The following is a 26,557-nucleotide window of genomic DNA, read 5'->3' as shown; positions in this document are numbered from 1 at the left end:
CCTCACCCCGTCGTTGTAAAGGGAATTATCTCTTCATTCAATCAATTCGATAGCCGCGCGGGGTGACCATCTTGCCCCGCAGGTTACATGTCTGTGAATTCCCGATGTACACGGTGGTGAACATATCCACCTGTGTCTCCCGCAGATCCGCCAAAGAGAGCACGCTACTCTCCTCACCTGCGCGGCCGATGTTGCGCACCAGACCGCAAACGGTCTCCGCGCTGCGGTGGCGCAGCACGATATCGCACGCCTTTTGCAGGTAATCGCTGCGCTTCTTGCTGGCGGGGTTGTAGAGGCAGATCACAAAATCTCCCTCCGCCGCCAGAGCGAGCCTCTGTTCGATGCGCTGCCAGGGGGTGAGCAGATCGGACAGGGAGATCACCGCGAAGTCGTGGATGAGCGGTGCGCCCAGCACCGCAGCGCCCGCAGATGCGGCCGTGATGCCGGGAATCACCTCAATCTCGATGGGAGGATAATCCTGCGCGACCTCGTAGATCAGGCCGGCCATGCCGTATACGCCCGCATCCCCGCTGCACACCATGGCGACGGTGCTGCCCGCCGCCGCCCGCTCCACAGCGAGCTTGCAGCGCTCCACTTCCCGCTTCATCGGCGTGGATAGGACTTCTTTTCCCGGGAAATGATCCTTAATCAAATCCACATAGACGGTATAACCCGCCAGTACATCGCTCTCTTCAATCGCCTGCATCGCGCGGGGGGTCATCTGACTGAACGCCCCCGGTCCCAGCCCCACAACATAACATTTCATGGTTTTACCGCCTTTTCCATACTTTTGACGCATTCCTCCCACCGGTCGCGCTCGAGGTTGTCGCGCAGCCCGTACAGGAGTTTCCCCACCACCCGGACGGACGCGTGCTCCACCGCTTCGCGCAGCTGCTCCTGCTCGCGGTTGTCGACATCTAGCCGTTCGATGGTTTTGTGAATACGGCCGGTGATTTCAATCGCCGCCAACGTGCTGATCTCGTTGACAAGCGGCACCAGGCTGCGAAAATAGTACCAATCCTCAAATTCTCGCCGGTATTCCCCCAAAATCCCGCGAGCCGCCGCCATGGCTGCATCCTGTGCCTCGTCCGCACATCCCGCACCCAGACTGTCGATGTCATAGAGCGAGACCCCCGGCGCACCGCTCAGGCGCGAAGAGATGTCGCGCGGCACCGCAAGGTCAAAAAACAGCTTGGGGGAGCCATCCAAGCGAGGGAAAATCTCCTCATAGCGCAAGGTATGGTGCGGGCTTGCAGTGGCGCTGACCACCACATCCGCGCGGGCAATCTCATCCAGCCGCTCCTCGTAGGGGATCGCGCGGCAGCCCGGCGGAATCACAACCTCGCCGGTCTTGTACCGGCGCAAGGTCATCTTGACATCGCACCCCTGCTCAACCAATACGCCGGCGGTCAGCCGCCCCATCTCACCGTTGCCGATCACTAGGCACCGCAACCCAGCCAGTCCAGCCCGCAGTTCGCGCAGCAACTCGACCACGCGGAGCGCCACCGAACTGCCGACCGGAGCGAGACGAACGGTGGTCTTCACACGTTTCGCCGCTGTAACCGCCGTGCGGAACAGACGCTCCAGCACCGCGTCGGCACACCCGCAGGCGCGCGCCTCATCCAGCGCAGCGCCCACTTGGGTGATGATCTGGTCCTCGCCGAATACGCGGCTTTTCATGCCGCAGGCGAGCTCCAAAAGGTGATCCAGCGCCTGCTCCCCATTCCGCTGAATACAGAGCTCCCGGTAATCTTCGGGGATGACCCCCTTGAGCGCACATAAAATTTCATAGGGATCGCGGGCGGGCTTCTCCCCCCAATCGATCCACAGCTCGGTGCGGTTGCAGGTTGCGATAATCGCGCAGCCCTCCGCGCCGAATTCCGCCCTGACCCGCCGCATCGCTTCCGCCGCAGCCGTTTTGGTGAAGGAAAACAGTTCCCGATATTCCACTGTGGCCCGGCTGTGATCGATGCCGGCCATACAAAAATTCATCAAAATGTGACGCTCCAATCCCGAACGGCCAGCGCCAAAGTGACGCCATCTCCGCTCTGTTTTGTTACCACCAATTTTCCGCCCGACCCCAACACGGCCGCACGCTCGCAGACATTGTCCACCCCGGTGATCGAGCTGACAAACGCGGAAGGAGTGAACCTTCCTTCCGCCTGTGCCAGCTCGCGCGCCGAAAAGACGCGCAGCGGCAGCCGATGCCGCCGGCAAAATTCCAGCAGCCCGTGCTCCTCCCGCTTGAGATCGATGGTACACACCTCGGCGATCCCACGGAAGGAGATGCTGTAGCTTTCCAATGCCGCTTGCAGACGCTCCTCCAGAGTTTCTGGCGCGATACCCCTCCGGCAACCGACCCCCAGCGCGAGGACGCGTGGAACGATCGACAAGGTGCAATCGAACGGCCGACGGGTTTCATCGAGAGAGACGCAGACGCCGACCCGCACAGCGGTATCCGCACAAAACCCGTATGGCAGCTCCCCTTGAATTGGAAAATCGGATACAAATCCGACTGGCTCATCATCCAACAGCGCTGCGGACACCCGTTTGGCCGCAACGCGGTCGGAGAGATACAGCCCATTCCGAGCCGCCCAACGGTCCACCGCAAACAGCCCGGCGCCATCGGTTGCCGTCGAGATGACAGGCTGGGCCCCGATGAGGCCGGCGACCTCCACTGCGAGGGCGTTGGCGCCCCCGACATGTCCGGAGAGCAGAGAAATGGAAAAATAGCCCTGGTCGTCAACCACCACCACCGCCGGATCGGTAAACTTATCGCGCAGCCACGGCGCGATGGAGCGCACCGCAATGCCCGCCGCGCCGACAAAGATCAGCGCGTCCGCCTGGGAGAACACCCTCCCTGCCCACTCCTGCGCGCTGGTCTCTAACGGGAGCAGCCCGGCGGCAGATGCATGGCGGGCGACAGCATATCCAGCACACCGATGGCCGAGGGCTGTAAGCCCGTTTTGCAGGTGCGCGCACAGCGCCGCGCCGTTTTGAGTAAAAGAAATCAACCACAGGCGCATCGCCGTGCACCCCTTTCCACTTCGTAATCTTAGAGCAGCGACTCGTCATAATGCGCGCGGATGCCGCCGATGAATTTTGGCCGCGTGCGCGCCGCCAGAAGGTTCGCCTCGCCAATCTTTGCGGTGGACAGCCGCACCGGCACCGCCACCCGCCTCAGATGCATCCCGATCAAGGTGCCGCCGATATCCAGTCCGGCATGGGCGCGTATCTCCTCCACCGCGACCGGATGCTCCAATGCGGCATAAACTGCGGTGGCAAATGAACCGCCCGCCTTGGGCTGGGGCACCACGTTCACCGGCTCCCACCCATAAAGCTGTGCAGCCTCGCGCTCCAAAATAATCGCGCGGTTGAGGTGCTCGCAGCACTGTGCTGCCAGAAAGACGCCCCGCTCCCGGCAGACCGGGTAAATTCCGGAGAGGATCGCAGCCGCAACATCGGGGCTGGAATCGGTACCGATCTTGTGGCCGCCGACCTCGCTGGAGGAACAACCCACCACCAAAACTTCGCGTTCCTCGAGCTTGGCGGCCTCGAACAGCTCCCGCACTGCCGCCGCGGCCTGTTCTCGAATCTGATCAAACATGGTCGGTTCCTCCTTGTGGGGTCGGTTGTTGTTCCGCCCTGCGATATCCTGTGGTAAACGCCGGATCGTATAATTTGCTGCGTTCGTAGCTGTTGCCCAAAAAATCCCCCACCAAAATCAGTGCGGTCTTATCGATTCCATTCCTCCGGGCCATCTCAGGCAGCTCCCCCACCGTGCCGACGACCTGCCGCTCCTCCGGCCATGTGGCCTTATAGACGATCGCCGCAGGGGTGCTCTCGGTGTAAGCCCCGCCCGCCAGCAGGCGCTCCCGCAGCTGTGGCAGCATCCCGGCCGAGAGAAAAAGAGCCATCGTGGCGCCGTGTGCCGCCAAACGGGAGAGCTCCTCGCGCTCCGGCACCGGCGTGCGGCCCGCCATACGGGTGATAATTACCGTCTGTGTGACATCTGGCAGGGTATATTCCGCCTTGAGGGAAGCCGCCGCGCCGCAGAACGAGCTAACCCCCGGCGTCACGTCGAAATCGACACCCAACCGTTCCAGCTCGTCCATCTGCTCGCGGATCGCGCCGTAGATCGAGGGATCGCCGGTATGCAGCCGCACTGTGGTCTTGCCGCACGCTTCCGCCTCCTGCATCGCAGCAATCACCTGCTCCAGGGTCATGCGGGCGCTGTCGTAGATGGTGCAGCTGGGTTTGGCCTCCCGCAGCAGCTCGGGGTTCACCAGCGAGCCCGCATAGATCACCACATCCGCCTCGCGCAGCAGGCGCTGCCCGCGCACTGTAATCAGATCGGGCGCCCCGCTGCCCGCACCGACAAAATGAATCATTCCGCTTCCTCCTCATCCTGTACGACGATGATCGAAAAGTAACTCGATCCGTCTTCCGCGTCCTCCAGGTTGTGATAGACGCGCTCCCCGTCCATTCCGCACTTCTGTACCATGCGGGCGCGCCCGAGCATCGCCCTGCTGCCTAGGAGGTGTTTGACCCTCTCAAAGGATTTTCCCGCTTTCATCAGAACCTTGGTGCCCGCAAGATCGAGCCCTTCATCCGCACCCCGGTAGGAGGCGGGCAGGATGTGCAGCGGCTGCGCCCCCTCAACGAGGGATTGATTGAGCCGGGCCGCCGCCGCGCAAAAGGAGGGGACGCCCGCCACATACTGGGCAGGCAGCCCCATACGTTCGATGCGGCGGTGCAGGTAGGCGTAGGTGGAATAAATGGTGGAGTCGCCCAGCGTCAAAAATGCCACATCCTCGCCGCGGCGCAGACGTTCCGCGATCTGTTCGGCCGCCCGATCGTAATAGCCGGCCAGCGCCACGCGGTCGCGCGTCATCGGGATGTAAAGCTGCAACAGCTCCTTCCGTTCGAGCTCGGGTACCGCGCCCTTGGCGATGCGCAGGGCCGCCCCGTCGCCGTCGCCGGTTTTGGGGACCGCCACCACGGCGCATTTCCGGATGATGCGCGCCGCCTGCATCGTCATCAGCTCCGGGTCGCCGGGCCCCACCCCGACGCCATACAATGTTCCACTCATCCCTGTTCCTCCGCTTGTTTGAATTTGTGAATCAATTTTTGTGCGCCGGGTGTCATCCCCAGCGTGCCCCATCGATTGGAAAACACCACCGCGCCGACCTCAAGCTCATTGTGGGTGCGCGCTCTGAGATGAAAGTCGATCTTTTTTAGAAGGCTTTGTATCACCGGTTCCCGCAGTCCGGAAGATTCCACAATCCCCCACGCTTCGTCTGTGGTGATGCAGTCCATCATTCTTTTGATCTCCGCCCCATCGGCGCCCGCGAGCGCGCTGTGTGCCGCCAAAATCTCCATCCGGCAATCGGCGTAGCGCGAATGGGTGTTGAACACTCCGCCTGCGAGCTTGACCAGCTTGCCGAGGTGCCCGATCAGCAACAGGCTTTTAAATCTCCCCTGTACCGCATAGTCAAGCACATCGCCGATAAAATTGCTGCACTTGACCGCCTCTGTCAGCGTGAGCCCCAGCTGCGTCCTGGCATAGACCTCCCCGTAGTTGCCGGGCGTCACCACCAGGTTGGCCACGCCCGCGGCCTGCAGGACGTTCATCTCCACCTTGATGGAGTCCACCAGGCCCCGCTCGCTCATCGGCTCGACGATGCCGCTGGTCCCCAGGATCGACAGCCCGCCCACAATGCCCAGCCGGGGGTTGTAGGTCTTGGCCGCGAGCGCTTCCCCGCCGGGGATGGAGATTGTAACCGACAGCCCGCCCGGATAGCCGCACTCCTCGCAGACCTCGCGCACCGCCTGCTCGATCATACGGCGCGGGGTGGAATTGATCGCGGGCGCCCCCACCGGGCACTCCAGGCCCGGGCGGGTCACCCGCCCCACCCCCTCGCCGCCTTCGATGGCGATTCCCGCCCCGGCACGCCGGACAGCCGCGAAGACCAAAATTCCGTCGGTGATATCCGGATCGTCGCCGCTGTCCTTTTGAATGGCGCACCGGACGCAATCCCCGCTGCGCTCAAGACAGCGCACCTCCAATGAGAGGGAATAACCCTTGGGGGTCATCAGATTGACCGTGGGGACCTCGCACCCGGAGAGCAGCGTCAGTGCGGCGGCCTTGGCCGCCGCCGCCGCGCAGGAACCGGTGGTATATCCCATCCGCAGCCGCTTTTGGTCCACATAGGTGTATTGTTCCAATCCAGTCCCCCCTGTTATACTTCCTCGATCAGCGCTTCCAGCTCCTCCGCAGTGTGGGGCGGAGAATCCGCCCCCCTGATCCGGCCGCTCCGGAGCAGGGCGCGGTAGGTCCGCAGCACAAACGGCGTTTGCAGGCCGGTCTGTTCGAGCAACTTCACGTCGCAGAACACTTCATCGGGCGTGCCCGAGGCCCGCACCACACCGCTGTCGAGCACTACCGCCCGGTCGGCCCACGCGTAGGCCTGATCGACATCGTGGGTAGCCATCAGGATGGTGATCCCCTCGGCGTTCAGGCGGTCGATCTCCTCCATCAGTTGGCGCGCATGGATCGGATCGAGCGCAGCGGTCGGCTCGTCGAACAGCAACACCTGGGGGCTCATCGACAGCACCGACGCCACTGTGACCCGCTTTTTCTGCCCGCCGCTGAGAAAGTGCGGCGGCCTGTCCTTCAGCTCGGTCACATCCATCGCATCCAGGCTCTTCATCACACTGTCGTGAACCTGCTGTTTCCCATAACCCAGGTTGTGCGGCCCGAACGCCACCTCCTGATAGACGTCCACACAGAACAGTTGGGTTTCCGGGTCCTGAAATACCACGCCGACCTTCCGGCGCACGTCGAGCATCCCCTTTTTGTCGTAGGCCATCGGCCTGCCTTCCAGCAGGATGCGACCCTCGGTCGCTCTATGTACCCCGTTGAGGCAGAGGAACAGGGTGCTCTTCCCCGATCCATTCGGCCCGAGCACCGCCACCCGTTCCCCACGGCCGATTTTGAGATCGACGCCGCGCAGCACCTCAGTCCCGTCGGGATAGGTGTAGCGCAGCTTTTCTATTGTTATCATTGTCTCCATCGTTACCCCGCAATCCATTTCACAGCGACAACCGCTCCGATCAGCAGCACTTCATAAGCTGCGAAAATCAGCCGCTGCCGCCCCGTTGACCGGCTCAATTCGCCGGTAAAGTCAAAATTTCCGTCGTACCCGCGGGACTCCATCGCGTCGTAAATCGCGGCCGACTTCTGAAAGGCGCAGACGAACACGGAGGAAGCCAGCATCGAGACCGAGCGCAGCGACGCCCGATATCCCGCGTTGCCCAGGCGCGCCTTCTGCGCCACGGCCATCTGCCCGGCGAGCCCCGCCAGTAAAAAGATAAAGCGATAGATCATCATCATCAGTTCGGTGAGCAGCTTTGGGGCGTGCATCCGGTTGAGCAATCCGAGCAGATCGTTGACCGGTGTGGTCACACACAGGAAATACAGGCAGGATACCCCCGCCATCGACCGCAGGAACAACTCCAACGCCCGGCGAAGGCTGTCCAGTGTGACGACGAGGTAGACCCCGAATATCCGCACGTGCCACAGGCCCGCCGGAGCCTCGGAAAAGCCCACCGCGACCACCGCCGCACCCGCCAGCAAGAACCAAAATGGGATGGCGCACATCTTCCGGTATTGCCTCAGCGGCAATCCGGAACCGGCGGTGCAGAGCGCCGTCATCAGCGCGAACACCGCAACTGAAAAGACATTTTGGCTGGCGACCAGCACCCCCAACAGGGTAGATACGGCGAGCCCCGCCTTGATGGCAGGGCTCATATCTTTTAGCTTGGAGGTATATGCGATTCTGTCAACGGTTGTCATCGATCTGCTGTTCCTTCTTCTGATACTTTCTGGAAGCCGCCAGATAACCGATGCCGAAGCAGAATACCCCGGAGCCGAGCGCCGCCTGCAAACAGAACAGCAGGCTTTCGGTTTCGCCGCCCGGAGGCGCCCACATCGGCTCCGCCCAAGGCTCGTAATCGGTTTCGATCGAGGTGATGATCTCATCCGCAGCGCCGTCCGCGCCGCCAAATTCCGAATCGGGGTGGGCCATCAGCGGGTAGACACACAGCCCCACGCACACAAGCAATGCGATTACAATTCCAAGGATTCGTTTATTTTTTGTCGTCATATCGTTCCCCTCCTCACTTTGTCACCGCGCACAGGGCGGGCATTTCATCCTTACAGAGCGAAGCAATGGCCTCAAACACCAACGCCGTCAAAATTCCTTCCACAATCGCGAGCGGAATCTGGGTCATGGCGAAGATTCCCATAAACTTGCCCCAGGCCTGCATGAAAGATACCTCTGCGTTGTTGAAAGCGAGTGCCAGCTCGGTGGCGGTCACAGCGTAAGTGAACAGATCGGCCACAAACGCGCACAAAAAGACCGATACCACGCGCGGAGCCTTACACTTTTTGGCCAGCAGATAGACGCCATAACCGACAAACGGGCCGGCCACCGCCATTGAAAAGGCGTTCGCTCCGAGCGTGGTGAGGCCGCCGTGCGCCAGCAACAGCGCTTGAAACAGCAAAACGATAAATCCGAGCACCGCCATGGAGGCGGGGCCAAACAAGATCGTGCCCAAGCCCGTTCCGGTGGGGTGCGAAGAGCTCGCAGTCACCAGCGACGGCATTTTGAGCGCGGAAAGTACAAAGCAATAGGCGCCGGACATAGCAAGCAGCATTTTAACACGGCCGCTACCCGCACACTGTTTTTTGATGGACCAAAAGCCCCATACAAAAAACGGAAGAAATAGGGCGCCCCAGATGAGGCACCATTGGATGGGCAACATGCCCTCCGCGATGTGCATCGCATAGACAGGAACTGCGGTCAGCATCAGCATGGACACGATGACAGATGCTTTCATGGACCTTTTTTGCCAGTTGTTCATAGGTCATTCTCCTTTTCTTTTTGGCTTTCGCCTGTTTCGATAAAAAACAGCGCCGCAGCATCCCTGTGGACGCCGCGACGGCTCAGATAAGGAAATGACCTTACTCTATTACGCACACCGGAATCCGCAGAACTGCACGCACAATCGGCTGTGAGCTGGTCTTCTGGCTCATGCATCCTCATGCGCGCTCCCCTTCCCAGGATCTCCCCAGTGGTTTTGGAGCGGCACTCCGCATTTACAGCAGCGGCCCTGCGCGGGATTTTCACCCGGCTTCCCATTTCAATCCGCCAAAGAGCGGATCACTCACAGTTGCAATTTTGTATTTTATCATCTCAAATTGTACTGGAATCGCCATATCGTGTCAAGGGAATCTCTGGTTATATTCGTCGATTCTTTGGCACTTTCCTGCTCACTTTTTTCCGATTTTTATATTGTATAATACTACCGCGTGTGATAAGATGGAGCCAACCGAAGGGAGGCTCAATATGGAAAAGACGGCACTGGTTCTGGCGGGTGGCGGTTCGCGCGGCAGCTATGAGCTGGGGGTGTGGCAGGCGCTGCGCGAAATGGACATCGATATCGATATTGTGACCGGCACCTCGATCGGCGCGATCAACGGCGCACTGATCGCCCAAGGGGACTACGACACCGCTGTGGAGCTGTGGAATAAAATTGAAACCAGCCATGTGTTCGAGGTAGAGATGGACGAACAGCTCTCCCTCAAGCAAAAGGTAGCCCAGGCGTACAAAACCTTTTTCCGCAACTTTGTCAAAAGCGGCGGCACCGACACCCATCCCCTGCGGCAAACCCTCTCGGCCTATTTCGACGAACAAAAAATCCGTTCCTCCTCCATTGAGTACGGTGTGGTGACGATGGAGATGGATTCGCGCCAGCCGCGCGAGCTGTTCTGCAGCGACATCCCACAGGGAAAGATGATCGACTATATTCTGGCGAGCGCGTCGATCTATCCAGCGTTTAAGCCCTATGTGATCGACGGCGTGCGCTACATCGACGGCTGCTACCACGACAATATGCCGGTGAAGATGGCGCTGGAACGCGGCGCTACCAGCGTGATTGCCGTCGATCTGGAGGCGTTCGGCGTGGTGCGGCGCGAGGAGCTCAAGCTCGCGCGCGAGGTGAAATATCTCCGCAGCCAGCGCGACCTGGGGCCGACACTGGTGTTCGATCACACGGTCATCCGGCGCAATATCCGTTTGGGTTACCTCGATACCCTCAAGGCCTACGGAGCCTACGAGGGCGGTGCATTCACCTATCTCCCCGGATTCACCGCGCGCTTGACGGAGCTGTTTTCCCAGACGGCGCTGGCCAGGATGCTGCTTCCGCCGGAGGAACATGCCACCGGATGGGAACATGCCTTCCGGGGGCGAATTGTCAAGTTTCTGGAGGATCGGGGCATGTCCGGACCCAGTGTACCCGGCTTAGCCCTCATCTGCGCAGAGACGGCGGGCGAAACCTTTGAGCTGTCTCCCGAGCCGATCTATTCCGAACAAGTTTGGCTCAAACGCCTGAAAGCTGCGGTGGATGCGGTAAAACTACCCGAGGGCTTACTGGGGAACGCCAATGTGGGCAGCAAACGCCGCCTGTTGGATTCGCTGCGCGAAACGGCGACATTGCTCAACCGGCAGGTGCGCACCAAATTTGCCGCTCTGCTGGTGCGCGAGATGCTTCGCACAGAGGATGGGGACCTGGAAAAGCAGCTCGGCGCATTCTCCGTTCTGCCCGATGCTTTTTTGGGCGGCGCTTACTTGGCGCTGTGCGATCTGATCTGAACACATAAAGAGGCAGGAGGCCGAGACCCCCTGCCTCTTCTCTTTAATTATCTGCGCCTTCCTGGAGGCGGCGCGCTGCCCCTGCGCTGCGGTCGGCGGACGATCAAATCCGGGTCGTCAAGCTGTGCAATCCGCCGGTTGCGCGCCCTCCGCCGGTGCCACCGGCGGTACTTATTGCAAAAGCGGATGACCAGCATCACCAGGAACGCCAACAAAATCAGTCCGAGCAATCCCAGCGCGCCATATCCGACGATCTTCATCACGCCGAGGAATTGATCCGCGAACGTCTCCTTCGGAACATCCTCCTGATTCTGCTCGGCAGGCAGTTCCTCGATCGCTACCGTCTGAAATGCCATCGGAAAACTCCCGATCTCGCCATACATGCTGCCGCTATCCACGGAAAAGGATACCGATGGGTCGATATTTTCATCCGAATAGTATTCCGGCACGTTGTAGCTGATCTCGACCGCATCCTTGCCCACACTTTTGTGCACCAGGAAGCGGTAGCTTTCCTCGCCCGAAATCGAAACGTTTTCAGCTGAACCGCCTGAACGGTAGTGCGACACGCTGAATGTTTTGAGCTGGTCGCCTGGTATGGCGACCGGCTCGAAGTTGTCGAAACAGTAATCGAACAGCGCGATGCTGTCGTTGAACTTGTCGTAGCGCTGCGGCGACTTCATTGCCACGCAGATGAGCGTCATATCGTTGCGGCGGGCGAGGGTGACGATGGTGTGCTTTGCCTCCTCTGTCCAGCCCAGCTTTCCGCCGAGTGTGCCTTCGTAATAGTATTTCGATTCGACCAGCATCATGTGCTCGGTGCCGAACCGGCGAGCCTGTTCCTGCTTGTTGGTCGGCGAGATTTGATAAACATCCTGATAGCCGAAGATATCCAAAAAACCTGTGACGCCGATCGCATATTTGGTGATCAGCGCCATGTCGTAGGCGGTGGTATAATGGTCGTCGTCCGGCAGACCGTTGGCATTGACGAAATGGGTATTCCCGCAGCCCAGCTCCGCCGCCTTTTTGTTCATCATCTCCGCGAACTTTTCCATGGAACCGCCCACATATTCCGCCGCCACATTGGCCGCATCATTGGCCGAAGGCAGCATGGTCGCATACAACAGGTCGCGCATCCGCACCACTTCGTCGGGCTGGAGCGCGATGTGCGAGCTGTTGGGCTCGATCGCATAAACCGCATCCTGGCTCACGGTGACGCGGTCGTCCAAGTCCGAATTTTCCAGCGCGAGGGCCACGGTCAAAATTTTGGTGATGCTGGCGGGATACTCCCGCCGATTCATATTTTTTTCAATCAGCACCTGCCCGGTTTCGGCGTCCATCACCACGTAGGCCTCGGAGATAACGCTGGGCGGCACAGTGGACTCTTTTGCAAAAGCGGTTGTTGTGACTGCGCAGGCCGTCATAACGGCGGCGAGCAATGTTGAAATCCATTTTTTTCGCATCCTCTGTTTTTCCCCTAACTTGCTGTTATTCTGCCGCAATTCGACTACAATGATCCAATACAATTATTTATTATATCAATCTTCACAAAAAATGAAAAGGGCAAAAACAAAAAAGTTCTGGCTGTAATTTCCTCTGCGAATGTGTTATAATAATTGTGTTTACCCTTACCGCCCAGCCGGCGGATTTTAAACAGAAATGAGGAATATTCCGATGAAACATCCGATTGTCACCATTGAAATGGAGGGCGGCGGCATCATCAAGGCTGAGCTTTATCCCGAAATCGCCCCCAACACTGTGCGCAACTTTGTATCGCTTGTGCAGAAGGGTTTTTATGACGGCATTATCTTCCACCGCGTTATCCCCGGCTTTATGATCCAGGGCGGCGACCCCCAAGGGATCGGTATCGGCGGCCCGGGCTATTCCATTCGCGGCGAATTCAGCGGCAACGGGTTCCGCAACGACCTGGGCCATACCCGCGGCGTGCTCTCGATGGCGCGCGCCCAGAATCCCAACAGCGCAGGCTCCCAGTTCTTCGTCATGGTGGACGACGCCCCCTTCCTGGATGGCCAATACGCCGCGTTTGGTAAGGTGACCGAAGGTATGGACGAAGCCGACCGGATCGTATCCTCCCCCCGCGACCGCAGCGACAAGCCGTATGACGACCAGCGCATGAAGCGGGTCACCGTGGAAACCTTCGGGGAGATCTACGGGGAGCCTGAAACCCTGTAACGATCGGGCTTGCATTTCTTTTTTATCTGTGCTATAGTGCAATAAGAATCTAAAAATTATGTCACAACGTGATGACCGGGAGAGTAGGGTTTGACCGACTTTTCCAGAGAGGGAACGCCACCGGCTGCGAGCGTCCCAAAGGCCCAAACACCGAAGTTCGCCCGCGAACGGCGCCGCTGAACCCTGAGGGAAATAGGCGGCGACGGTTTGCCTCGTTAACGGCAGTACAAAGTGTTTGCGCGCCTTTGGCCGCAAAAATACGGGTGGTACCGCGGAAGTCATAGCTTTCGTCCCTGTTTTGGGGGCGAAAGCTTTTTTATTGTCCGTGGCCGGTTAACCTTTGTTTTCCATTCGCAGGGGCGAATTCTTGATACAAACACGCGGCGTTCTGTCCGAATGGGCTGACGCTGTAAATTGGAGGTCAAATTATGAAAACCGCATTGGAACAGATCCAAAAAGGCGCGCTGGAAGCGCTGCACGCGGCGGATAGCGTCAAGGCGCTGGACGAGATCCGCGTCAAATTCCTGGGCAAAAAGGGCGAGCTCACCGCCATCCTCAAGCAGATGGGCAAACTCACCGCCGACGAGCGCCCGGTGATCGGCCAGCTCGCCAACGAGGTGCGCGCGTCAATCGAGCAGCACATTGAGTCCCGCACCGCCGAACTCAAGGCTGCTGGCACCGCCGCGCGTCTGAAGGCCGAGACCATCGACGTGACCATGCCGGGCGTCAAGCGCCCCATCGGCAAGCAACATCCTTTGAACCTGGTGCTCGACGAAATCAAGGACATCTTTATGGGCATGGGCTTCGACATCGCCCAGGGCCCTGAGGTGGAATACGACTACTACAACTTCGAGGCGCTCAATATCCCCAAGGATCACCCGGCGCGCGACACGCAGGACACCTTCTATATCACCGACAACATTCTGCTGCGCACCCAGACTTCGCCGGTGCAGATCCGCACGATGGAGCAACAGAAGCCGCCCATCCGCGTCATCGCGCCCGGCCGCGTCTACCGCAGCGACGCGGTGGACGCCACCCATTCCCCCCTGTTCCACCAGATCGAGGGCCTGGTGGTGGACAAGGGCGTGACCATGGCCGACCTCAAAGGCACCCTCGAAATTTTTGTAAAAAAGCTGTACGGCGAGGATTCGGTCGTGCGGTTCCGCCCGCATCACTTCCCCTTCACCGAGCCCTCCGCGGAGCTTGACGTGCAGTGCTTCTCCTGCCACGGCGAGGGCTGCCGCCTGTGCAAGGGCGAGGGCTGGATTGAGATTCTCGGGTGCGGCATGGTGCACCCCAAGGTGCTGTCGATCTGCGGCATCGACCCGGAGGAATACAGCGGCTTTGCGTTCGGCATGGGCCTGGAGCGCATCGTCATGCGCCGCTTCAACATCGACGACCTGCGCCTCTTCTATGAGAACGATCTGCGCTTCCTGAATCAGTTTTAAGGGGGATACCGACCATGAATTTATCGATGAAATGGCTTTCCGATTATGTAAAATTAGATGATACGCTCGCGCCTCGCGCCTTCTCCGAGGCGATGACCATGTCCGGCTCCAAGGTTGAAGGGTACGAAACCGAGGGTTCCGAGATTGAAAAGGTGGTCGTGGGCAAGGTGCTCTCGGTCGAGAAGCACCCCGACGCCGACAAGCTGGTGGTCTGCCAGGTGGAGGTCGGCGGCGAGTCGCCGGTTCAGATCGTCACTGGCGCGACCAACGTGAATGCGGGCGACTATGTACCCGTTTGCCTGGACGGCGCGAAACTGCCCGGCGGCAAGACCATCAAAAAGGGCAAGCTGCGCGGCGTGGTCAGCGAGGGAATGCTCTGCTCACTGGGTGAGCTGGGGCTCACCGCTCACGACTTCCCCTACGCGATCGAGGACGGCATCTTCATTCTGCAGCAGGAGGAGGGCGCTAAAATTGAAATCGGCCTCGACATCCAGTCGGCCATCGGACTGAACGACACCTGCGTGGAGTTTGAAATCACCTCCAACCGCCCGGACTGCCTGTCGATCACCGGATTGGCGCGCGAGGCGGCCGTGACCTTCGATAAGCCGCTCAATCTGCCTCAGCCCGAGGTGAAACATGAGAGCGATGACATCCACGACCTGTTGTCGGTTGAAGTGAAAAGCCCTGCGCTCTGCCCGCGCTATGTGGCTAAGGCGGTCAAAAACATCAAAGTCGCCCCGTCTCCTCTGTGGATGCGCGAGCGCCTGCGCGCCTGCGGCGTGCGCCCCATCAACAACATCGTCGATATCACCAACTATGTGATGCTCGAATACGGCCAGCCGATGCACGCCTTCGATTACAAGCTGATGCAGGGCGGAAAGATCATCGTGCGGTGCGCCGAAGCGGGCGAAAAAATCGTCACCCTCGACGGAGTGGAGCGCGCCCTCACCCCGGATATGCTTGTGATCGCGGACGAAAAGGCGCCAACCGCTGTGGCGGGCGTCATGGGCGGCGAATTTTCCGGCATCATGGACGACACCAACACCATCGTATTTGAAAGCGCCTGCTTCAATGGCCCTTCGGTGCGCGTCACCGCCAAAAAGCTGGGAATGCGCACCGAGGCGTCTGGACGCTTTGAAAAGGGGCTCGATCCGCAGACCTGTATCCCCGCCGTACTGCGCGCCTGCGAGCTGGTGGAGCTGCTCGGTGCAGGCGAGGTGATGGGCGGCATCATCGACATCGACAACTCCGATAGGACCCCCACCCGTATCCCGCTGGAGCACGACTGGATCAACCGCTTCCTGGGCATCGAGGTGCCACGCGAGGAGATGATCCGCATCCTGGAGCGGCTGGAATGCACTGTGGATGAAAACGACGTGGTGACGGTCCCCTCCTTCCGCGCTGATCTCCAGCACAAGGCGGATATCGCCGAGGAAATCGCCCGCTTCTACGGATACAACAAGATTCCCTCCACTGCGATCCGCGGCAGCGCACAGGCACAGCTGACCGGCCTGCAAAAGTTCGAGAAAAAAATCGGTTCCACCCTGCTGGCGCTCGGCAGCACCGAGATCATGACCTATTCCTTCATCAGCCCCAAATACTATGATAAGATCAACCTGCCCGCCGACAGCAGCTACCGCAAGTCGATCGTCATCAGCAACCCCCTGGGTGAAGACACCAGCGTCATGCGCACCACCGCCATCCCGTCGATGCTGGAGGTTTTGGCGCGCAACTACAACAACCGCAACCTCTCCGCTTCGCTGTTTGAAATCGCGACCGAATATGTCCCCACCGAGCCTGACAAGCTGCCGGAGGAAAACCAGAAGATTCTGGTGGGCATGTACGGGGATGGAGCGGATTATTACGCGCTCAAGGGCATCGTGGAGGAACTGCTCGAGGTCTTGGGCGGCTATGACTGCGATGTGATCCCGGAAAAGGAAAATCCCACCTTCCATCCCGGTCGCTGCGCCAAGCTGATGCTCGGCGACAAGCCGCTCGGCATCCTCGGGGAAATCCATCCCGCCGTGTTGGAGAACTACGATATCGACGCGCGCGTGTATGTGGCGGAGCTGGACGAAACGCTGCTGTATGAAAACCGCGCGGCCGACAAGGAGTACCACCCTCTGCCCAAGTTCCCGGCCACCACGCGCGATATCGCGGTGTTGTGCGACGAAGACCTGCCGGTGCTGAGCCTGCGCAAGGCGATCCAAAAAGCTGCTGGTAAGCACCTGGACAAGGTGGAGCTGTTCGACGTTTACCGCGGCGCACAGGTGCCGGAGGGGAAAAAGAGCGTGGCATACAACCTCTCGCTGCGTTCAGCCGACAAAACGCTCACCGACGAGGAGACCGGCAATATCATGAAGAAGGTGCTCAAAGCGCTGGCCGAACTCGGCGCGGAGCTGCGTTCCTGATCGTTTCATCACAAAATGTGCGATATGATTTGAAAAATCTGTAAAGATCGTCCTTTTTCGCTTGATAATTTTACTCTTTTCGTGTATTCTATAAACAAAGCCGTTTATATAGGAGGTTTGTATCATGCATGAGCCCACAATTTCCTTTTCGATTCATGAGGACAAAGAAAAGCAGATGAAACAGACCTTAACCACTGTATACGATGCTTTGCGCGAGAAGGGCTACAACCCCATCAACCAAATTGTGGGCTATATCCTGTCGGAGGACCCCACCTATATTACAACGCACAACAATGCGCGCAGTTTGATCCGGCGTATCGACCGGGATGAACTGTTGCAGGCGCTTGTCAAAGCGTATCTGAACGATTAAGGTTGATCCAGCGCCCTCCCTGCGCGGGGAATTTCAGCGGCGATTGCCTTTGCCGCTGAATCCCCGACGGAGAGGGCGTTTTTGTGTTGCAGCAACGGAGGTGGCGGCATTGTTCAGCGGTCTGTATCTCACCCGCATAGAGCTGCGCCAACCAGTAGACGCCGAACTGGCGCAGAGCTATGTCTTTTCGCTGCCCGCCGTCAAGCATCTGGGACGACTGGAGCTGCGCCAGCCGGTGACCTTTCTGGTGGGAGAAAACGGGACGGGAAAATCCACTCTGCTGGAGGCGGTCGCGGTCGCCTGCGGGTTTAATCCCGAAGGGGGCACCCGCAACTTTTCCTTTTCCACCAGCGATACCCATTCCCTGCTTCACCGCGCACTCATCGTCTCCAAGGGGGTGAAGCGGCCAAAGGATGGTTTTTTTCTGCGCGCAGAGAGCTTCTACAACGTCGCCACCGAGGTGGACCGCCTTGATAAAATCACGCCGGTCCCGCTGCTGAAAAGCTACGGCGGCCGGTCTTTGCACTGCCAATCGCACGGCGAGAGCTTTCTTGCGCTGATGCTTCATCGCTTTGGCGGACAGGGGCTCTACCTGCTGGACGAACCGGAGGCGGCGCTTTCCCCCTCCAGCCTATTCGCCATGCTGATCCGGATGCGGGACCTGGTCGAACGGGATTCGCAGTTTCTGATCGCCACCCACTCCCCCATTCTCATGGCCTATCCGGGCGCGGAAATCTACCAATTGGACGAAGTCGGCATCCGCCTCACCCCTTACGGGGAGACCTCCCACTACCTGCTGACGCGCCAGTTTCTGAACTATCCGCAGAAGATGCTTGAGGATCTGTTCCGCGAAGATTAACCGGCATGGTCAAACTTTTGTGGTTTTGACTGCCCGCGTTTACAACAGCCCATAATTATGGTATAATATAACATTGTCACACCAAATCTGGTGGATCAACCGGTTTTCGATGAGATTTGATATAAACAGGAGGATGATTGTGATGAGTGAAGCGAAAAAAGAAGAGCAGTTTTTAACCTATAAGGGAAAGCCTCTTGTTCGTTGCAAAAATACTATCTATTACGGCAGCATGAAGGATAAATACGTGATTATGATGCAGATTCAGGAGAGCCAAAAGGATGAGACCATCGGCCTTGACGTCGCGCAAAAGGTGACCATCCAGCTCCTGTCCACCGATCTGGATCTGCGTGCGCGCGATCGCATCATCAAAAAGAGTGAAAAGTCCAGCCTCTATGATGCGATGGATCTCGCCAGCGTCTGGCTGGAACGCGCCCTCAAAGACGGAATCAAAAAATCCTGAAAAAATCCCCGGCTTGCGAATCTGATCGCAGCCGGGGATTTTTGATTGTAACAATTAGTAGGTGTCGATTGTGATCTGCGTGATGATGACATCCTCCTCCGGGACCTTATTCTCATCTACCGCGACCGCAGCAATTTCATCGAGGATTTCCAGCCCTTCCACCACCTGGGCAAACACGGTGTATTTACCGTCCATCCATGGCGCGCCGCCAACCTCTTTGTACTTGTCGATGACCTTCTGCGGAAAATTGGCCTCCTCCATCTTATCGAGCGTCTCCTGTTCCAGCGCGCTGTTGACAATCATATAGAACTGGCTACCATTCAAGCCATCCGCATTGGGCACCATACCCAAAGCGCCCTTGAAGTTCCACATATTCAGCGAATACTCCCCTTCAAATCCAACGGGATTGCCGCTTTCATCTTTAAAGCTGCTTTCACCGCCGGTGCCAGTGCCAGTGGGGTCGCCCGATTGAATCAGGTAGTTGCTGATGACGCGATGAACAGACAGGCCGGTGTAATACCCAGACTTGGCGAGCGCCACAAAATTTTCCACCGCTTTGGGAGCTTCTTCCGGATAGAGCACCGCGACGATCTCGCCCATGCTGGTTTCAATTCTGGCGACCTGCGCGCCGTCAGGAACTTCCTCAAACTGAACCAGATTGACCTGATCGTCGGTGATGTTCTTATTCTCCTCGATCTGCTGCTCAGGAGTCTTGATGATCTCATCCTCCGAATCTACGGAATCCTGGCTTTTGCAGCCCGCCGCGGTAAAGATCATTGCAAGCGCTAAGAGCATGCTGGCACACTTCAAAAATTTATTCACCAAATCACCTCATAAGGCCGCTCCACCCCGTGGAAAACGGCCAATATTTTCTTTTGCAGTGCAGCTTCCCGCCAACACTCCGTAGCTTATTATATCTGATTCCTATAGATGTGGCAAGAACTTTTTCCGAGCGGACACAAAAAGCCCGCAGCAACGACTGTTGCTGCGGGCCCTGAATATTTTGTATAAATGAATACGTACCACGTACTATTTATATAAATTTTTTACAGGTTAAATCTCCTATCTTCCACATGATTCGAACAAATTTGCGTCGCACAACTTACAAAAGATAATCTTTGCAGTATTATGACTGACAAACCAATTCGTGTTTGTTGCCCACTAAGCTCTCTCTCAAAAGTGCTTATTTCATTGGACTCACCCTTCATATTTCTTTGGTGAATTACGCCTTTAATGGTTCATGGGACTCAACCTTTACATTCATTTTGTCGACATGTTACCACAGATGCTCTCTGGCACCCGGATAAATGTGTATTCAGTTGTATCTCTCGTCCACTAAACTGCTAACCAGATTTTGGCTTACTGCCATCCGTTCAAAGTATCCGTTTTGACAAACCAGCCAAAACGACATCTCTTCCTCTTATGGTGCGGTTAGTCTTCGAGAACGGTTGCGTATTCCGCCTGGAGCACGCAACCTACAAACTGAACCGGTTCGGTTTCCGTGTACATGGGAATCGCCACCTTTCATTGCAAGTTGTTTATTTTATTACTTGCTCTGTTCTTGTCTTTACTATAGCACACAGATTGTTTATTGTCAATAGTTTTATTGTATGTTAATTAAATAATTTGTGAATCTAATATTAAAATCGCTTTGTTATTGACTTACCCTCAAATTGTATTATAATAAGAAAGTAATCAGGAAGCGAACCGCGTTCCGCTGTGTGCATCGCTTTTCGGTTGATTATCTGTGCCGCTGGCGCAGCTGTTAGGGAGGTTCACCATGAGTTTTGATGAAGAAATGGAGTATGGTCCGGATATCCTGACTTTACAGGATGAGGACGGCGTCGATCATGAATTTGAAGTGCTCGATACCTATGAAGAGGACGACGATCACCGTTACATCGCTGTGGTTCCGGTGGAAGACGAGGCCGCGCTGGAGGAGGACGACGGCGAGCTGATCGTGCTGAAAATCCAGGCGGAGGGCGAAGAGGAATTTTTGATCGCGATTGAAGATGAGGATGAATTTGACAAAGTTTCCGCTATCTTCATGGATCATCTCAAGGATTATTACGACTTTACCGAGGAAGACTAATTTTTGCAAACGGAAGATCAATCCGCTTGTTTCCTGCCTTGTGCGACAGGTATGGCGTCTATAAATCCAACACTTACGAAAAGGGATTCCGGATCTCGCGGCAGATTGCAGACCTCCCGCTCTGGCGGACGAAGGGAGCGTGAAACCGCGAGGAGGTTTTACCCACCCTGTCTTAGGACGGGTTTAATAAGCCATACCACCGGCAAGGCGGGTTACTTCTATAAACAACTCCAACGATATGAGGAATACACTGTGACCGAATTTTTGACGAGATCGGCCCTGCTTCTGGGCGACGAAGCGATGGAGCGCATGCAGGCGCTGCGTGTCGCTGTGATCGGATTGGGCGGCGTCGGCTGTGCTGCGGCTGAAGCGCTCTGCCGCGCGGGAGTAGGCCATTTGTTGCTGGTGGATCATGATACGGTGGACATCACCAATCTGAACCGCCAGATTTTTTATACCCACCGGCATGTGGGAATGAACAAAGTGGATGTAGCGGCGGAACGCCTGCGCGATATCAATCCGGAGGCGGAGATCGCGGCGCTCAGCTGCTTTTATCTGCCGGAAAGCAGCGCCGCTGTGTTTGATTTTGCCCCCGATTGCGTCGTCGATGCGATCGATACTGTGACCGCCAAGCTGCATCTGGCGGTGTCCTGCCAGGAGCGGGGTGTCCGCCTGCTGATGGCGCTGGGCACCGGCAACCGGCTCGACCCTTCCCTGCTGCGGGTGGGCGACATCGCCGAAACGTCCGGCAGCGGATGTCCATTGGCCCGCGTGATGCGCAAGGAGCTGAAGCGGCGCGGCGTCCTTCATCAAAAGGTCGTCTATTCCACAGAGGTGGCGCGCAAGGTGCTGGCCTCCAGCGAAAACGGCCGCCACAGTCCGGGTAGCATTTCGTTTGTGCCGCCGGTCGCGGGGTATCTGCTCGCCGCCGAATTGGTACGGGATGTTTTGGCGGAATCTAGGTTGGAATAATCACTTCTCCCTATGGAACACTGTTCCATAGGGATTTTTTATCGTAAGGAAGTGGTTGCTCTGAATCAGGCTTCACACTCGGACAAAAAGCCGGCCGGCATAGCCGGGTTCTGCTGGCACGCACTGGCCGGCGCCTCGATCGGCGTGCTCAACGGGCTGTTCGGCGCAGGCGGCGGCATTGTAGCGGTCAGTTTTCTGCGCAAGCTGGATGGCGATGTCAAAACCGCGCACGCCACCGCCATTTTGATCACCCTGTTTTTATCGTTGGCGAGCTCATATCTATATGTCACAGGCGGCAATGTGACATTATCCGACGCCCTACCCTATCTGCCGGGCGGGGTGATCGGCGCGGTGGCCGGTGCGCTGCTGCTGCGCAAAATCTCCGATTTTTGGTTGCGGAAGGTGTTTGCGGTGTTCATCCTCTATTCCGCCATCCGCCTGCTGCTGCGATGAGTTACGTCTGGATTTTTATTTCCTCCCTGCTCGCGGGCATTGCCGCGTCCATGGGCGTGGGGGGCGGCGCGGTGCTGCTGCTGTATCTGACCGCTTTTGCCGGAATGAACCAGCTCGCCGCACAGGGGATCAATCTCATCTTTTTTCTGCCCATCGCCGTGGTTGCCGTCTGCATCCACGCCAAAAACAAGCTCATCAACTATAAATCCGCTTTTATCTGCATCCCGTTCGGTCTGGCCGGTGTGTGGGGCGGACTGTGGTTGACCCGCATAATCAGCGAAAATCTGCTCAGCAAATTGTTCGCGCTGCTGCTGCTCTATATGGGCGTGCGGGAGCTCCTGGCCAAAAAAGAAAAAAATTAGCGCAAGCTACTTTATCTGTCGTAGTAATTATGCTATAATATGGATACTACGACAGACGTAGTAGTTTGCGAGGTGATGTTTTGATCTGCAGCGACGTTATCCGTGGTTACAACGACACTATCATTCTGCACCTGCTGCTGGAGCACGATTCCTACGGGTATCAAATCTCCAAAGAGATCGAGGAGCGCTCCGGCGGACTTTATACCATCAAGGAAACCACCCTGTATTCGGCTTTCACTCGGATGGAAAAGAAGGGCTACATCGCCTCCTATTTTGGAGATGAAACCTTCGGCAAACGGCGCACCTACTATAAGATCACGCGGGAAGGCGCCGCTTACTACCGCGAGAAATGTGTCGAATGGCAGCAGACCCAACAGGTGATCAGCCGTTTTACCACGGAGTCAGAACAATTAGAAAATGAGGAGGAGCAACGGTATGGACAATAAGATTCGCGATTTTGTCGAGGCGATGTTCGCAGGCCTGCCCAAAAGCCGCGAGGTGGTGGAGGCAAAGCTCGGTATCATCGAGACAATGCAGGACAAATACGAGACCCTGCTGTCCGAAGGTAAAAACAAAAATGAGGCGTTCGGCACGGTGATCTCCGAATTCGGCAGCATCGATGAACTGCGGCGGGAGCTCGGCATCTCGCAGGAGGATGCAACAAAGGCTGAGAATGATTTGGAATATCAGCAATTTTGCAAACATTTTGCGGTGGCCTCCACTGTGGCCGTCGCATTGTACATAGCGGCTCCCCTGCTCTTTTTGCTGTTTGAACCGGCTGGCCAAGCCCTATCCTTCACCTTCTTTTTCCTGCCTATCATCGTTGCCACCGGCCTTTTCGTCTATTTTGGCGTGCAGTCCGAGCGGTACGACAGCAAACAGGGGACAAAAGAAAAGCAGGAAGACCCGGTCACCACGGTGATCTTTCTCGCGGCGCTGGTGATCTTCCTGCTGTTGGGCTTCTGGAAAAACCTGTGGCATCCGGGCTGGGTGATCTTCCTGGTGGCGGCCATGGTGAACACGCTGGCCCTGATGTTCCGCCAAAGAAAAAGCGACTGAAATTCGGTGCACACCGGCCGGATATTTGCGCACGCAAACGGATAATCCGCGCATTCCTTCCCATAATGATGGTATCAAAATGTCGTCGGAGGTAACCTTATGCGCACCTGTGGAATTCTCATGCCGCTCTTTTCCCTGCCCTCGCCTCACGGCATCGGCACGCTTGGGCGGGGTGCCTACCGCTTTGTCGACTTCCTGCGTGAAAGCGGGCAGCACTATTGGCAGCTGCTCCCCATCGGTCCTACCGGCTACGGCGACAGCCCTTACCAATCGTTTTGCGCGTTCGCAGGCAACCCTTATTTCATCGATCCCAACCGGCTGGAAGAGGACGGCCTGCTGACCCGCGCGGAAATCGAGGCGGCGGACTGCGAATGCGATCCCGGTCGCATCGATTATCAAATGCTCTACCAACGCCGCTTTGCGCTTCTGCGGCAGGCCGCCGGCCGGCTGAATCCCGCTGCAAGCGACTTCAAGCGGTTCTGCGGCGGAAACAGTTTCTGGCTGGAGGATTATGCCCTGTTTATGGCGCTCAAGCGCGCGCATGGGGAAGCCTCCTGGCAGGATTGGCCGGAAGCGTACCGGATGCGCCAGGAAAGCGCCCTGGAGCGCGCCCGTTCGATGCTTGCGGAGGAAATTTTTTTCTGGAAGGCGGTGCAATTTCTGTTCGACCGGCAATACCGGCAACTCAAGCGCTACGCCAACCAGAATGAAATCGAACTCGTGGGCGATATCCCCATCTATGTGTCGCCCGACTCCTCCGAGCTGTGGGCGCAGAGCGAGCTGTTCCAGACCACCCCCGACCGGACCCTTTCGCGGGTGGCCGGGGTGCCGCCCGATGGCTTTTCGGCCGACGGACAGGTGTGGGGAAATCCACTCTACGACTGGAAACGGCACAAGGAGGAAGATTTCGCCTGGTGGATTCGCCGCCTGCGCCATGCGGGCGGCATCTACGACGTGGTGCGCATCGATCACTTTCGCGGATTCGCCGGGTATTTTTCGATCCCCGCAGGGGAGGATACCGCCAAAAATGGCCGCTGGGAAACAGGGCCGGGGATCCCCTTTCTCCACGCTATCCGCAGGGCGCTGCCCGATCTGCGCATCATCGCCGAAGACCTCGGCTATCTCACCGACGATGTGCGCAAGCTCCTTCAGGCGAGCGGTTATCCCGGCATGAAACTGCTGCAATTTGCATTTGACAGCCGCGAAGCGAGCGACTATCTGCCCCACCACTACGGCCGCAACAGCGTGGTCTACACCGGCACCCACGACAATACCACAACCCGCGATTGGCAGGAGTCCGCCCCACCCGACGATGTCGCCTTGGCGCGCGACTATCTAAACGCGCCCCCCGGCTCCGATCTCACCGAGGCGATGATCCGCGCCGCGCTCGCCAGCGTGTGCGATACCGCGATCATCCCTCTGCCCGACTGGCTGAACCTCGGCCGCGAAGGGCGGATCAATACTCCGTCCACACTGGGCGGCAACTGGGTTTGGCGCTGCGCCCCAAACGCGCTCACCGGGGAGCTTTCCGAGCGGATTCTCCATCTCACCCGGCTGTATGGCCGGTAAAACGGATCATCGACCCTGGCCGTAGGTATTCACGTAGCCCTTCATAATTTCGATGTGCTCAGGGGCAATCGGCACCGGCGTACCGATAGTCCTCGTCATATAGTAAACCTTTGCGGTCATCTCCAGCACCGTCGCCACCCGGAAGGCGCGATCGATGCTGTCTCCGACGCAGACCGCCCCGTGCGACTGCAACAAGCAGGCGTTCGCCCGCCTGCCCAGCGCCGCCATGCAGTTCTCCGCCAGCTCTGTAGTGCCGGGCAGCGCATACTGCGCCACGCGCACCACATCGCCCAGCGCCTGCGCCGCCTCGTCGATGATCAGCGGGATATCCTCCCGCAGGCAGGCAAACACCAGCGAATCGATGGGGTGGGTGTGCAGCACCGCGTTGACCTCCGGCCGCTCGCGGTAAATCCTCAGGTGCAGCTCCCGTTCGCAGGTCGGCTTTCGCGTCCCCTCCAGCAGGTTGCCGTCCAGATCAAAGACGACCATGTCCTCCGGTGTGCACCAGTCGTAATCCATACCGCTGGGGGTCAAATAGATCCTGCCGCTGCGCGGATCCCGCAGGCTGATGTTGCCCCAGGTCTCCACGGTTAAACCGCTGTGCAGCATTCGTTTGCCCGCTTGCACCAACAGCTCTTTATAATTTTCGTCCACATACCCCACCCTTTCGTTTTTTCCTATCGCTTAGGGTACGCGAAATCTGAAGAAAAGTCAATTGAAAAAACGCCGCGCATCCGGTTAGGGATGTGCGGCGTCTTTTAACGGTTCTCTTTTTTGACCAGATTCAGATAGCGGTAGATGGTCGGCACCGATACATGCAACGCCTCCGCCACATAGCCGATCGCCCCCTTGATCAGGAAGGTGCCCATGTCGTTGAGCTGCTCGACCAGCTCCATCTTCTCCTTTTGCTGCATAGTCTCCGCTATCAAATCGATCTCCGGGCAGGCGCGCCGGATATGGTTTATCACCAGCTCCTGGACATTCCGATTGGGCGTCTCCGACACCGCTGCGCCCTCGCTGGGGACCTTGCACATAGCGATAACCCGGTTGAGCAGGTCGCGCGAGGCGACCAGATCGTGATAATCGGTATTGATACACAGCATCCCTACAAAACGGCCGCTGTCGTCCTTGATAAAGTAGGCGGAAGATTTAAGCAGGTGCCCGTTTTGGGCCGCGCCCTGGTAATTGACCTGGTAAGGTACCTGTTCAAACGATGCAGCCTTGAGAACCCGCAAGGACAGATCGGTGATAGGCGAACCGACGCTTCGGCCGCTGATATGCCCGTTGCGAATCGCCACCACCGGCTGGCGGCAGTCGGTCAGGTCATGTAGGACGACCTCGGTGTTCTCCCCCAGGCAATCGGCCAAAAAGTCGACCAAAGGGAGATACGCGCTGACATATTGATTCATAATTTCCTCCCGCCTTCCGCCGGCTCAGCCGCTCAGCGGACGTCGTCCATCCTCACAATGGAGGAGGCAACATACTGCAAACCGAAAAATAAAGGCCGCTGATTGGGGCATCTTGATAAATAATTATTTATCATCGATACCTCCATTATAAAACTTTCTTTTTATATTGCAAGTAAATTTTGCGG

28 protein-coding genes, 1 other RNA gene, 1 pseudogene, 1 riboswitch and 1 other annotated feature are annotated in these 26,557 nt (G+C 57.7%); of the genes and pseudogenes, 15 read left to right on the top strand and 15 right to left on the bottom strand.

Annotated features, from left to right (window positions below):
• Positions 1-37: 37 nt before the first annotated feature.
• Genes cobJ through H8711_RS03680 form a run of 11 tightly spaced genes read right to left on the bottom strand, consistent with a single transcriptional unit; the run spans position 38 to position 8,928 of the window.
• Positions 38-766 (bottom strand): precorrin-3B C(17)-methyltransferase, encoded by a 729-nt coding sequence (gene cobJ / locus H8711_RS03730; RefSeq protein ID WP_249282195.1) that lies wholly within the window; start codon positions 764-766, stop codon positions 38-40.
• Positions 763-1,992: a glutamyl-tRNA reductase gene (locus tag H8711_RS03725; RefSeq protein ID WP_249282274.1), complete on the bottom strand. Its 1,230-nt coding sequence runs from the start codon at positions 1,990-1,992 to the stop codon at positions 763-765. The genes cobJ and H8711_RS03725 overlap by 4 nt, the downstream gene beginning before the upstream one ends.
• Positions 1,992-3,026 carry a cobalt-precorrin 5A hydrolase gene (locus H8711_RS03720; RefSeq protein WP_249282194.1) on the bottom strand — a complete coding sequence of 345 codons (1,035 nt, stop codon included), beginning with the start codon at positions 3,024-3,026 and terminating at the stop codon, positions 1,992-1,994. Before H8711_RS03720 ends, H8711_RS03725 begins: the two co-directional genes overlap by 1 nt.
• A 29-nt stretch (positions 3,027-3,055) precedes the next feature.
• Positions 3,056-3,607: a TIGR01440 family protein gene (locus H8711_RS03715; RefSeq protein WP_249282193.1), complete on the bottom strand. Its 552-nt coding sequence runs from the start codon at positions 3,605-3,607 to the stop codon at positions 3,056-3,058.
• On the bottom strand, positions 3,600-4,391 hold the full coding sequence (gene cobM / locus H8711_RS03710; RefSeq protein WP_249282192.1) for a precorrin-4 C(11)-methyltransferase: 792 nt from the start codon (positions 4,389-4,391) through the stop codon (positions 3,600-3,602). The genes H8711_RS03715 and cobM overlap by 8 nt, the downstream gene beginning before the upstream one ends.
• Positions 4,388-5,092, bottom strand: coding sequence for a precorrin-2 C(20)-methyltransferase (gene cobI / locus H8711_RS03705; RefSeq protein ID WP_249282191.1), 705 nt, complete (start codon positions 5,090-5,092; stop codon positions 4,388-4,390). The genes cobM and cobI overlap by 4 nt, the downstream gene beginning before the upstream one ends.
• Positions 5,089-6,228 carry a cobalt-precorrin-5B (C(1))-methyltransferase CbiD gene (cbiD, locus tag H8711_RS03700; RefSeq protein ID WP_249282190.1) on the bottom strand — a complete coding sequence of 380 codons (1,140 nt, stop codon included), beginning with the start codon at positions 6,226-6,228 and terminating at the stop codon, positions 5,089-5,091. Before cbiD ends, cobI begins: the two co-directional genes overlap by 4 nt.
• A 14-nt stretch (positions 6,229-6,242) precedes the next feature.
• Positions 6,243-7,067: an energy-coupling factor ABC transporter ATP-binding protein gene (locus tag H8711_RS03695; protein ID WP_249282189.1), complete on the bottom strand. Its 825-nt coding sequence runs from the start codon at positions 7,065-7,067 to the stop codon at positions 6,243-6,245.
• An 11-nt stretch (positions 7,068-7,078) separates the two neighbouring features.
• Positions 7,079-7,858: a cobalt ECF transporter T component CbiQ gene (gene cbiQ / locus H8711_RS03690; protein ID WP_249282188.1), complete on the bottom strand. Its 780-nt coding sequence runs from the start codon at positions 7,856-7,858 to the stop codon at positions 7,079-7,081.
• Positions 7,845-8,168, bottom strand: a complete 324-nt coding sequence (locus H8711_RS03685) for an energy-coupling factor ABC transporter substrate-binding protein (RefSeq protein WP_249282187.1) — start codon at positions 8,166-8,168, stop codon at positions 7,845-7,847. Before H8711_RS03685 ends, cbiQ begins: the two co-directional genes overlap by 14 nt.
• 13 nt (positions 8,169-8,181) lie before the next feature.
• Positions 8,182-8,928 (bottom strand): energy-coupling factor ABC transporter permease, encoded by a 747-nt coding sequence (locus H8711_RS03680; RefSeq protein WP_249282186.1) that lies wholly within the window; start codon positions 8,926-8,928, stop codon positions 8,182-8,184.
• A gap of 136 nt (positions 8,929-9,064) precedes the next feature.
• A riboswitch (cobalamin riboswitch) is annotated at positions 9,065-9,250 on the bottom strand.
• 163 nt (positions 9,251-9,413) lie between these two features.
• Between H8711_RS03680 and H8711_RS03675 the strand changes: the two genes are divergently transcribed.
• Positions 9,414-10,718, top strand: coding sequence for a patatin-like phospholipase family protein (locus H8711_RS03675; protein WP_249282185.1), 1,305 nt, complete (start codon positions 9,414-9,416; stop codon positions 10,716-10,718).
• A gap of 47 nt (positions 10,719-10,765) precedes the next feature.
• Here H8711_RS03675 and H8711_RS03670 read toward each other — a convergent pair whose 3' ends face one another.
• Entirely contained in the window at positions 10,766-12,178 is a 1,413-nt protein-coding gene (locus H8711_RS03670; RefSeq protein WP_249282184.1) for a D-alanyl-D-alanine carboxypeptidase family protein, read from the bottom strand.
• Positions 12,179-12,389: 211 nt separating this feature from the next.
• On the opposite strand from H8711_RS03670, the gene H8711_RS03665 reads away from it, so the two are divergent.
• From H8711_RS03665 to H8711_RS03640, 6 genes are all read left to right on the top strand, one after another.
• Positions 12,390-12,908, top strand: a complete 519-nt coding sequence (locus H8711_RS03665) for a peptidylprolyl isomerase (RefSeq protein ID WP_249282183.1) — start codon at positions 12,390-12,392, stop codon at positions 12,906-12,908.
• Positions 12,909-12,970: 62 nt separating this feature from the next.
• Positions 12,971-13,206: a binding site (T-box leader), on the top strand.
• Between the two features lie 130 nt (positions 13,207-13,336).
• On the top strand, positions 13,337-14,356 hold the full coding sequence (gene pheS / locus H8711_RS03660; protein WP_249282182.1) for a phenylalanine--tRNA ligase subunit alpha: 1,020 nt from the start codon (positions 13,337-13,339) through the stop codon (positions 14,354-14,356).
• A 14-nt stretch (positions 14,357-14,370) separates the two neighbouring features.
• Entirely contained in the window at positions 14,371-16,767 is a 2,397-nt protein-coding gene (pheT, locus tag H8711_RS03655) for a phenylalanine--tRNA ligase subunit beta (protein WP_249282181.1), read from the top strand.
• Between the two features lie 124 nt (positions 16,768-16,891).
• Positions 16,892-17,137 carry an IreB family regulatory phosphoprotein gene (locus H8711_RS03650; RefSeq protein ID WP_249282180.1) on the top strand — a complete coding sequence of 82 codons (246 nt, stop codon included), beginning with the start codon at positions 16,892-16,894 and terminating at the stop codon, positions 17,135-17,137.
• Between the two features lie 100 nt (positions 17,138-17,237).
• The gene (locus tag H8711_RS03645) at positions 17,238-17,996 is read left to right on the top strand and encodes an AAA family ATPase (protein WP_249282179.1); all 759 of its coding nucleotides are present in this window, start codon (positions 17,238-17,240) and stop codon (positions 17,994-17,996) included.
• A 142-nt stretch (positions 17,997-18,138) separates the two neighbouring features.
• Positions 18,139-18,456, top strand: a complete 318-nt coding sequence (locus H8711_RS03640) for a hypothetical protein (RefSeq protein ID WP_249282178.1) — start codon at positions 18,139-18,141, stop codon at positions 18,454-18,456.
• 54 nt (positions 18,457-18,510) lie between these two features.
• On the opposite strand, the gene H8711_RS03635 is transcribed toward H8711_RS03640, so the two are convergent.
• Positions 18,511-19,278, bottom strand: a complete 768-nt coding sequence (locus tag H8711_RS03635; protein ID WP_249282177.1) for a peptidylprolyl isomerase — start codon at positions 19,276-19,278, stop codon at positions 18,511-18,513.
• Between the two features lie 958 nt (positions 19,279-20,236).
• Here H8711_RS03635 and H8711_RS03630 point away from each other — a divergent pair.
• The 8 genes and pseudogenes from H8711_RS03630 to malQ form a co-directional block, all read left to right on the top strand.
• Positions 20,237-20,548 carry a DUF1292 domain-containing protein gene (locus H8711_RS03630; protein WP_249282176.1) on the top strand — a complete coding sequence of 104 codons (312 nt, stop codon included), beginning with the start codon at positions 20,237-20,239 and terminating at the stop codon, positions 20,546-20,548.
• A gap of 27 nt (positions 20,549-20,575) precedes the next feature.
• Positions 20,576-20,766, top strand: a non-coding RNA gene (ssrS, locus tag H8711_RS03625) — 6S RNA.
• A gap of 34 nt (positions 20,767-20,800) precedes the next feature.
• The gene (locus tag H8711_RS03620; protein WP_249282175.1) at positions 20,801-21,520 is read left to right on the top strand and encodes a ThiF family adenylyltransferase; all 720 of its coding nucleotides are present in this window, start codon (positions 20,801-20,803) and stop codon (positions 21,518-21,520) included.
• 12 nt (positions 21,521-21,532) lie between these two features.
• Positions 21,533-21,973, top strand: a complete 441-nt coding sequence (locus H8711_RS03615; RefSeq protein ID WP_249282174.1) for a sulfite exporter TauE/SafE family protein — start codon at positions 21,533-21,535, stop codon at positions 21,971-21,973.
• Positions 21,970-22,335: a sulfite exporter TauE/SafE family protein gene (locus H8711_RS03610; protein ID WP_249282173.1), complete on the top strand. Its 366-nt coding sequence runs from the start codon at positions 21,970-21,972 to the stop codon at positions 22,333-22,335. The genes H8711_RS03615 and H8711_RS03610 overlap by 4 nt, the downstream gene beginning before the upstream one ends.
• Before the next feature lie 80 nt (positions 22,336-22,415).
• Positions 22,416-22,781, top strand: coding sequence for a PadR family transcriptional regulator (locus H8711_RS03605; protein ID WP_249282172.1), 366 nt, complete (start codon positions 22,416-22,418; stop codon positions 22,779-22,781).
• Positions 22,771-23,394 (top strand): permease prefix domain 1-containing protein, encoded by a 624-nt coding sequence (locus H8711_RS03600; protein ID WP_249282171.1) that lies wholly within the window; start codon positions 22,771-22,773, stop codon positions 23,392-23,394. Before H8711_RS03605 ends, H8711_RS03600 begins: the two co-directional genes overlap by 11 nt.
• A gap of 87 nt (positions 23,395-23,481) precedes the next feature.
• Positions 23,482-24,963, top strand: a pseudogene (gene malQ, locus H8711_RS03595) (4-alpha-glucanotransferase); the annotation flags it as partial.
• 6 nt (positions 24,964-24,969) lie between these two features.
• Here malQ and H8711_RS03590 read toward each other — a convergent pair.
• Entirely contained in the window at positions 24,970-25,617 is a 648-nt protein-coding gene (locus tag H8711_RS03590; RefSeq protein ID WP_249282169.1) for a class II aldolase/adducin family protein, read from the bottom strand.
• A 104-nt stretch (positions 25,618-25,721) separates the two neighbouring features.
• Entirely contained in the window at positions 25,722-26,372 is a 651-nt protein-coding gene (locus tag H8711_RS03585) for a helix-turn-helix transcriptional regulator (protein ID WP_249282168.1), read from the bottom strand.
• Positions 26,373-26,557: the final 185 nt, after the last annotated feature.

Source organism: Ligaoa zhengdingensis (assembly GCF_014384885.1).
Taxonomy (GTDB): domain Bacteria; phylum Bacillota; class Clostridia; order Oscillospirales; family Ruminococcaceae; genus Ligaoa; species Ligaoa zhengdingensis.
This window is presented reverse-complemented; position numbering and strand designations above follow the sequence as displayed.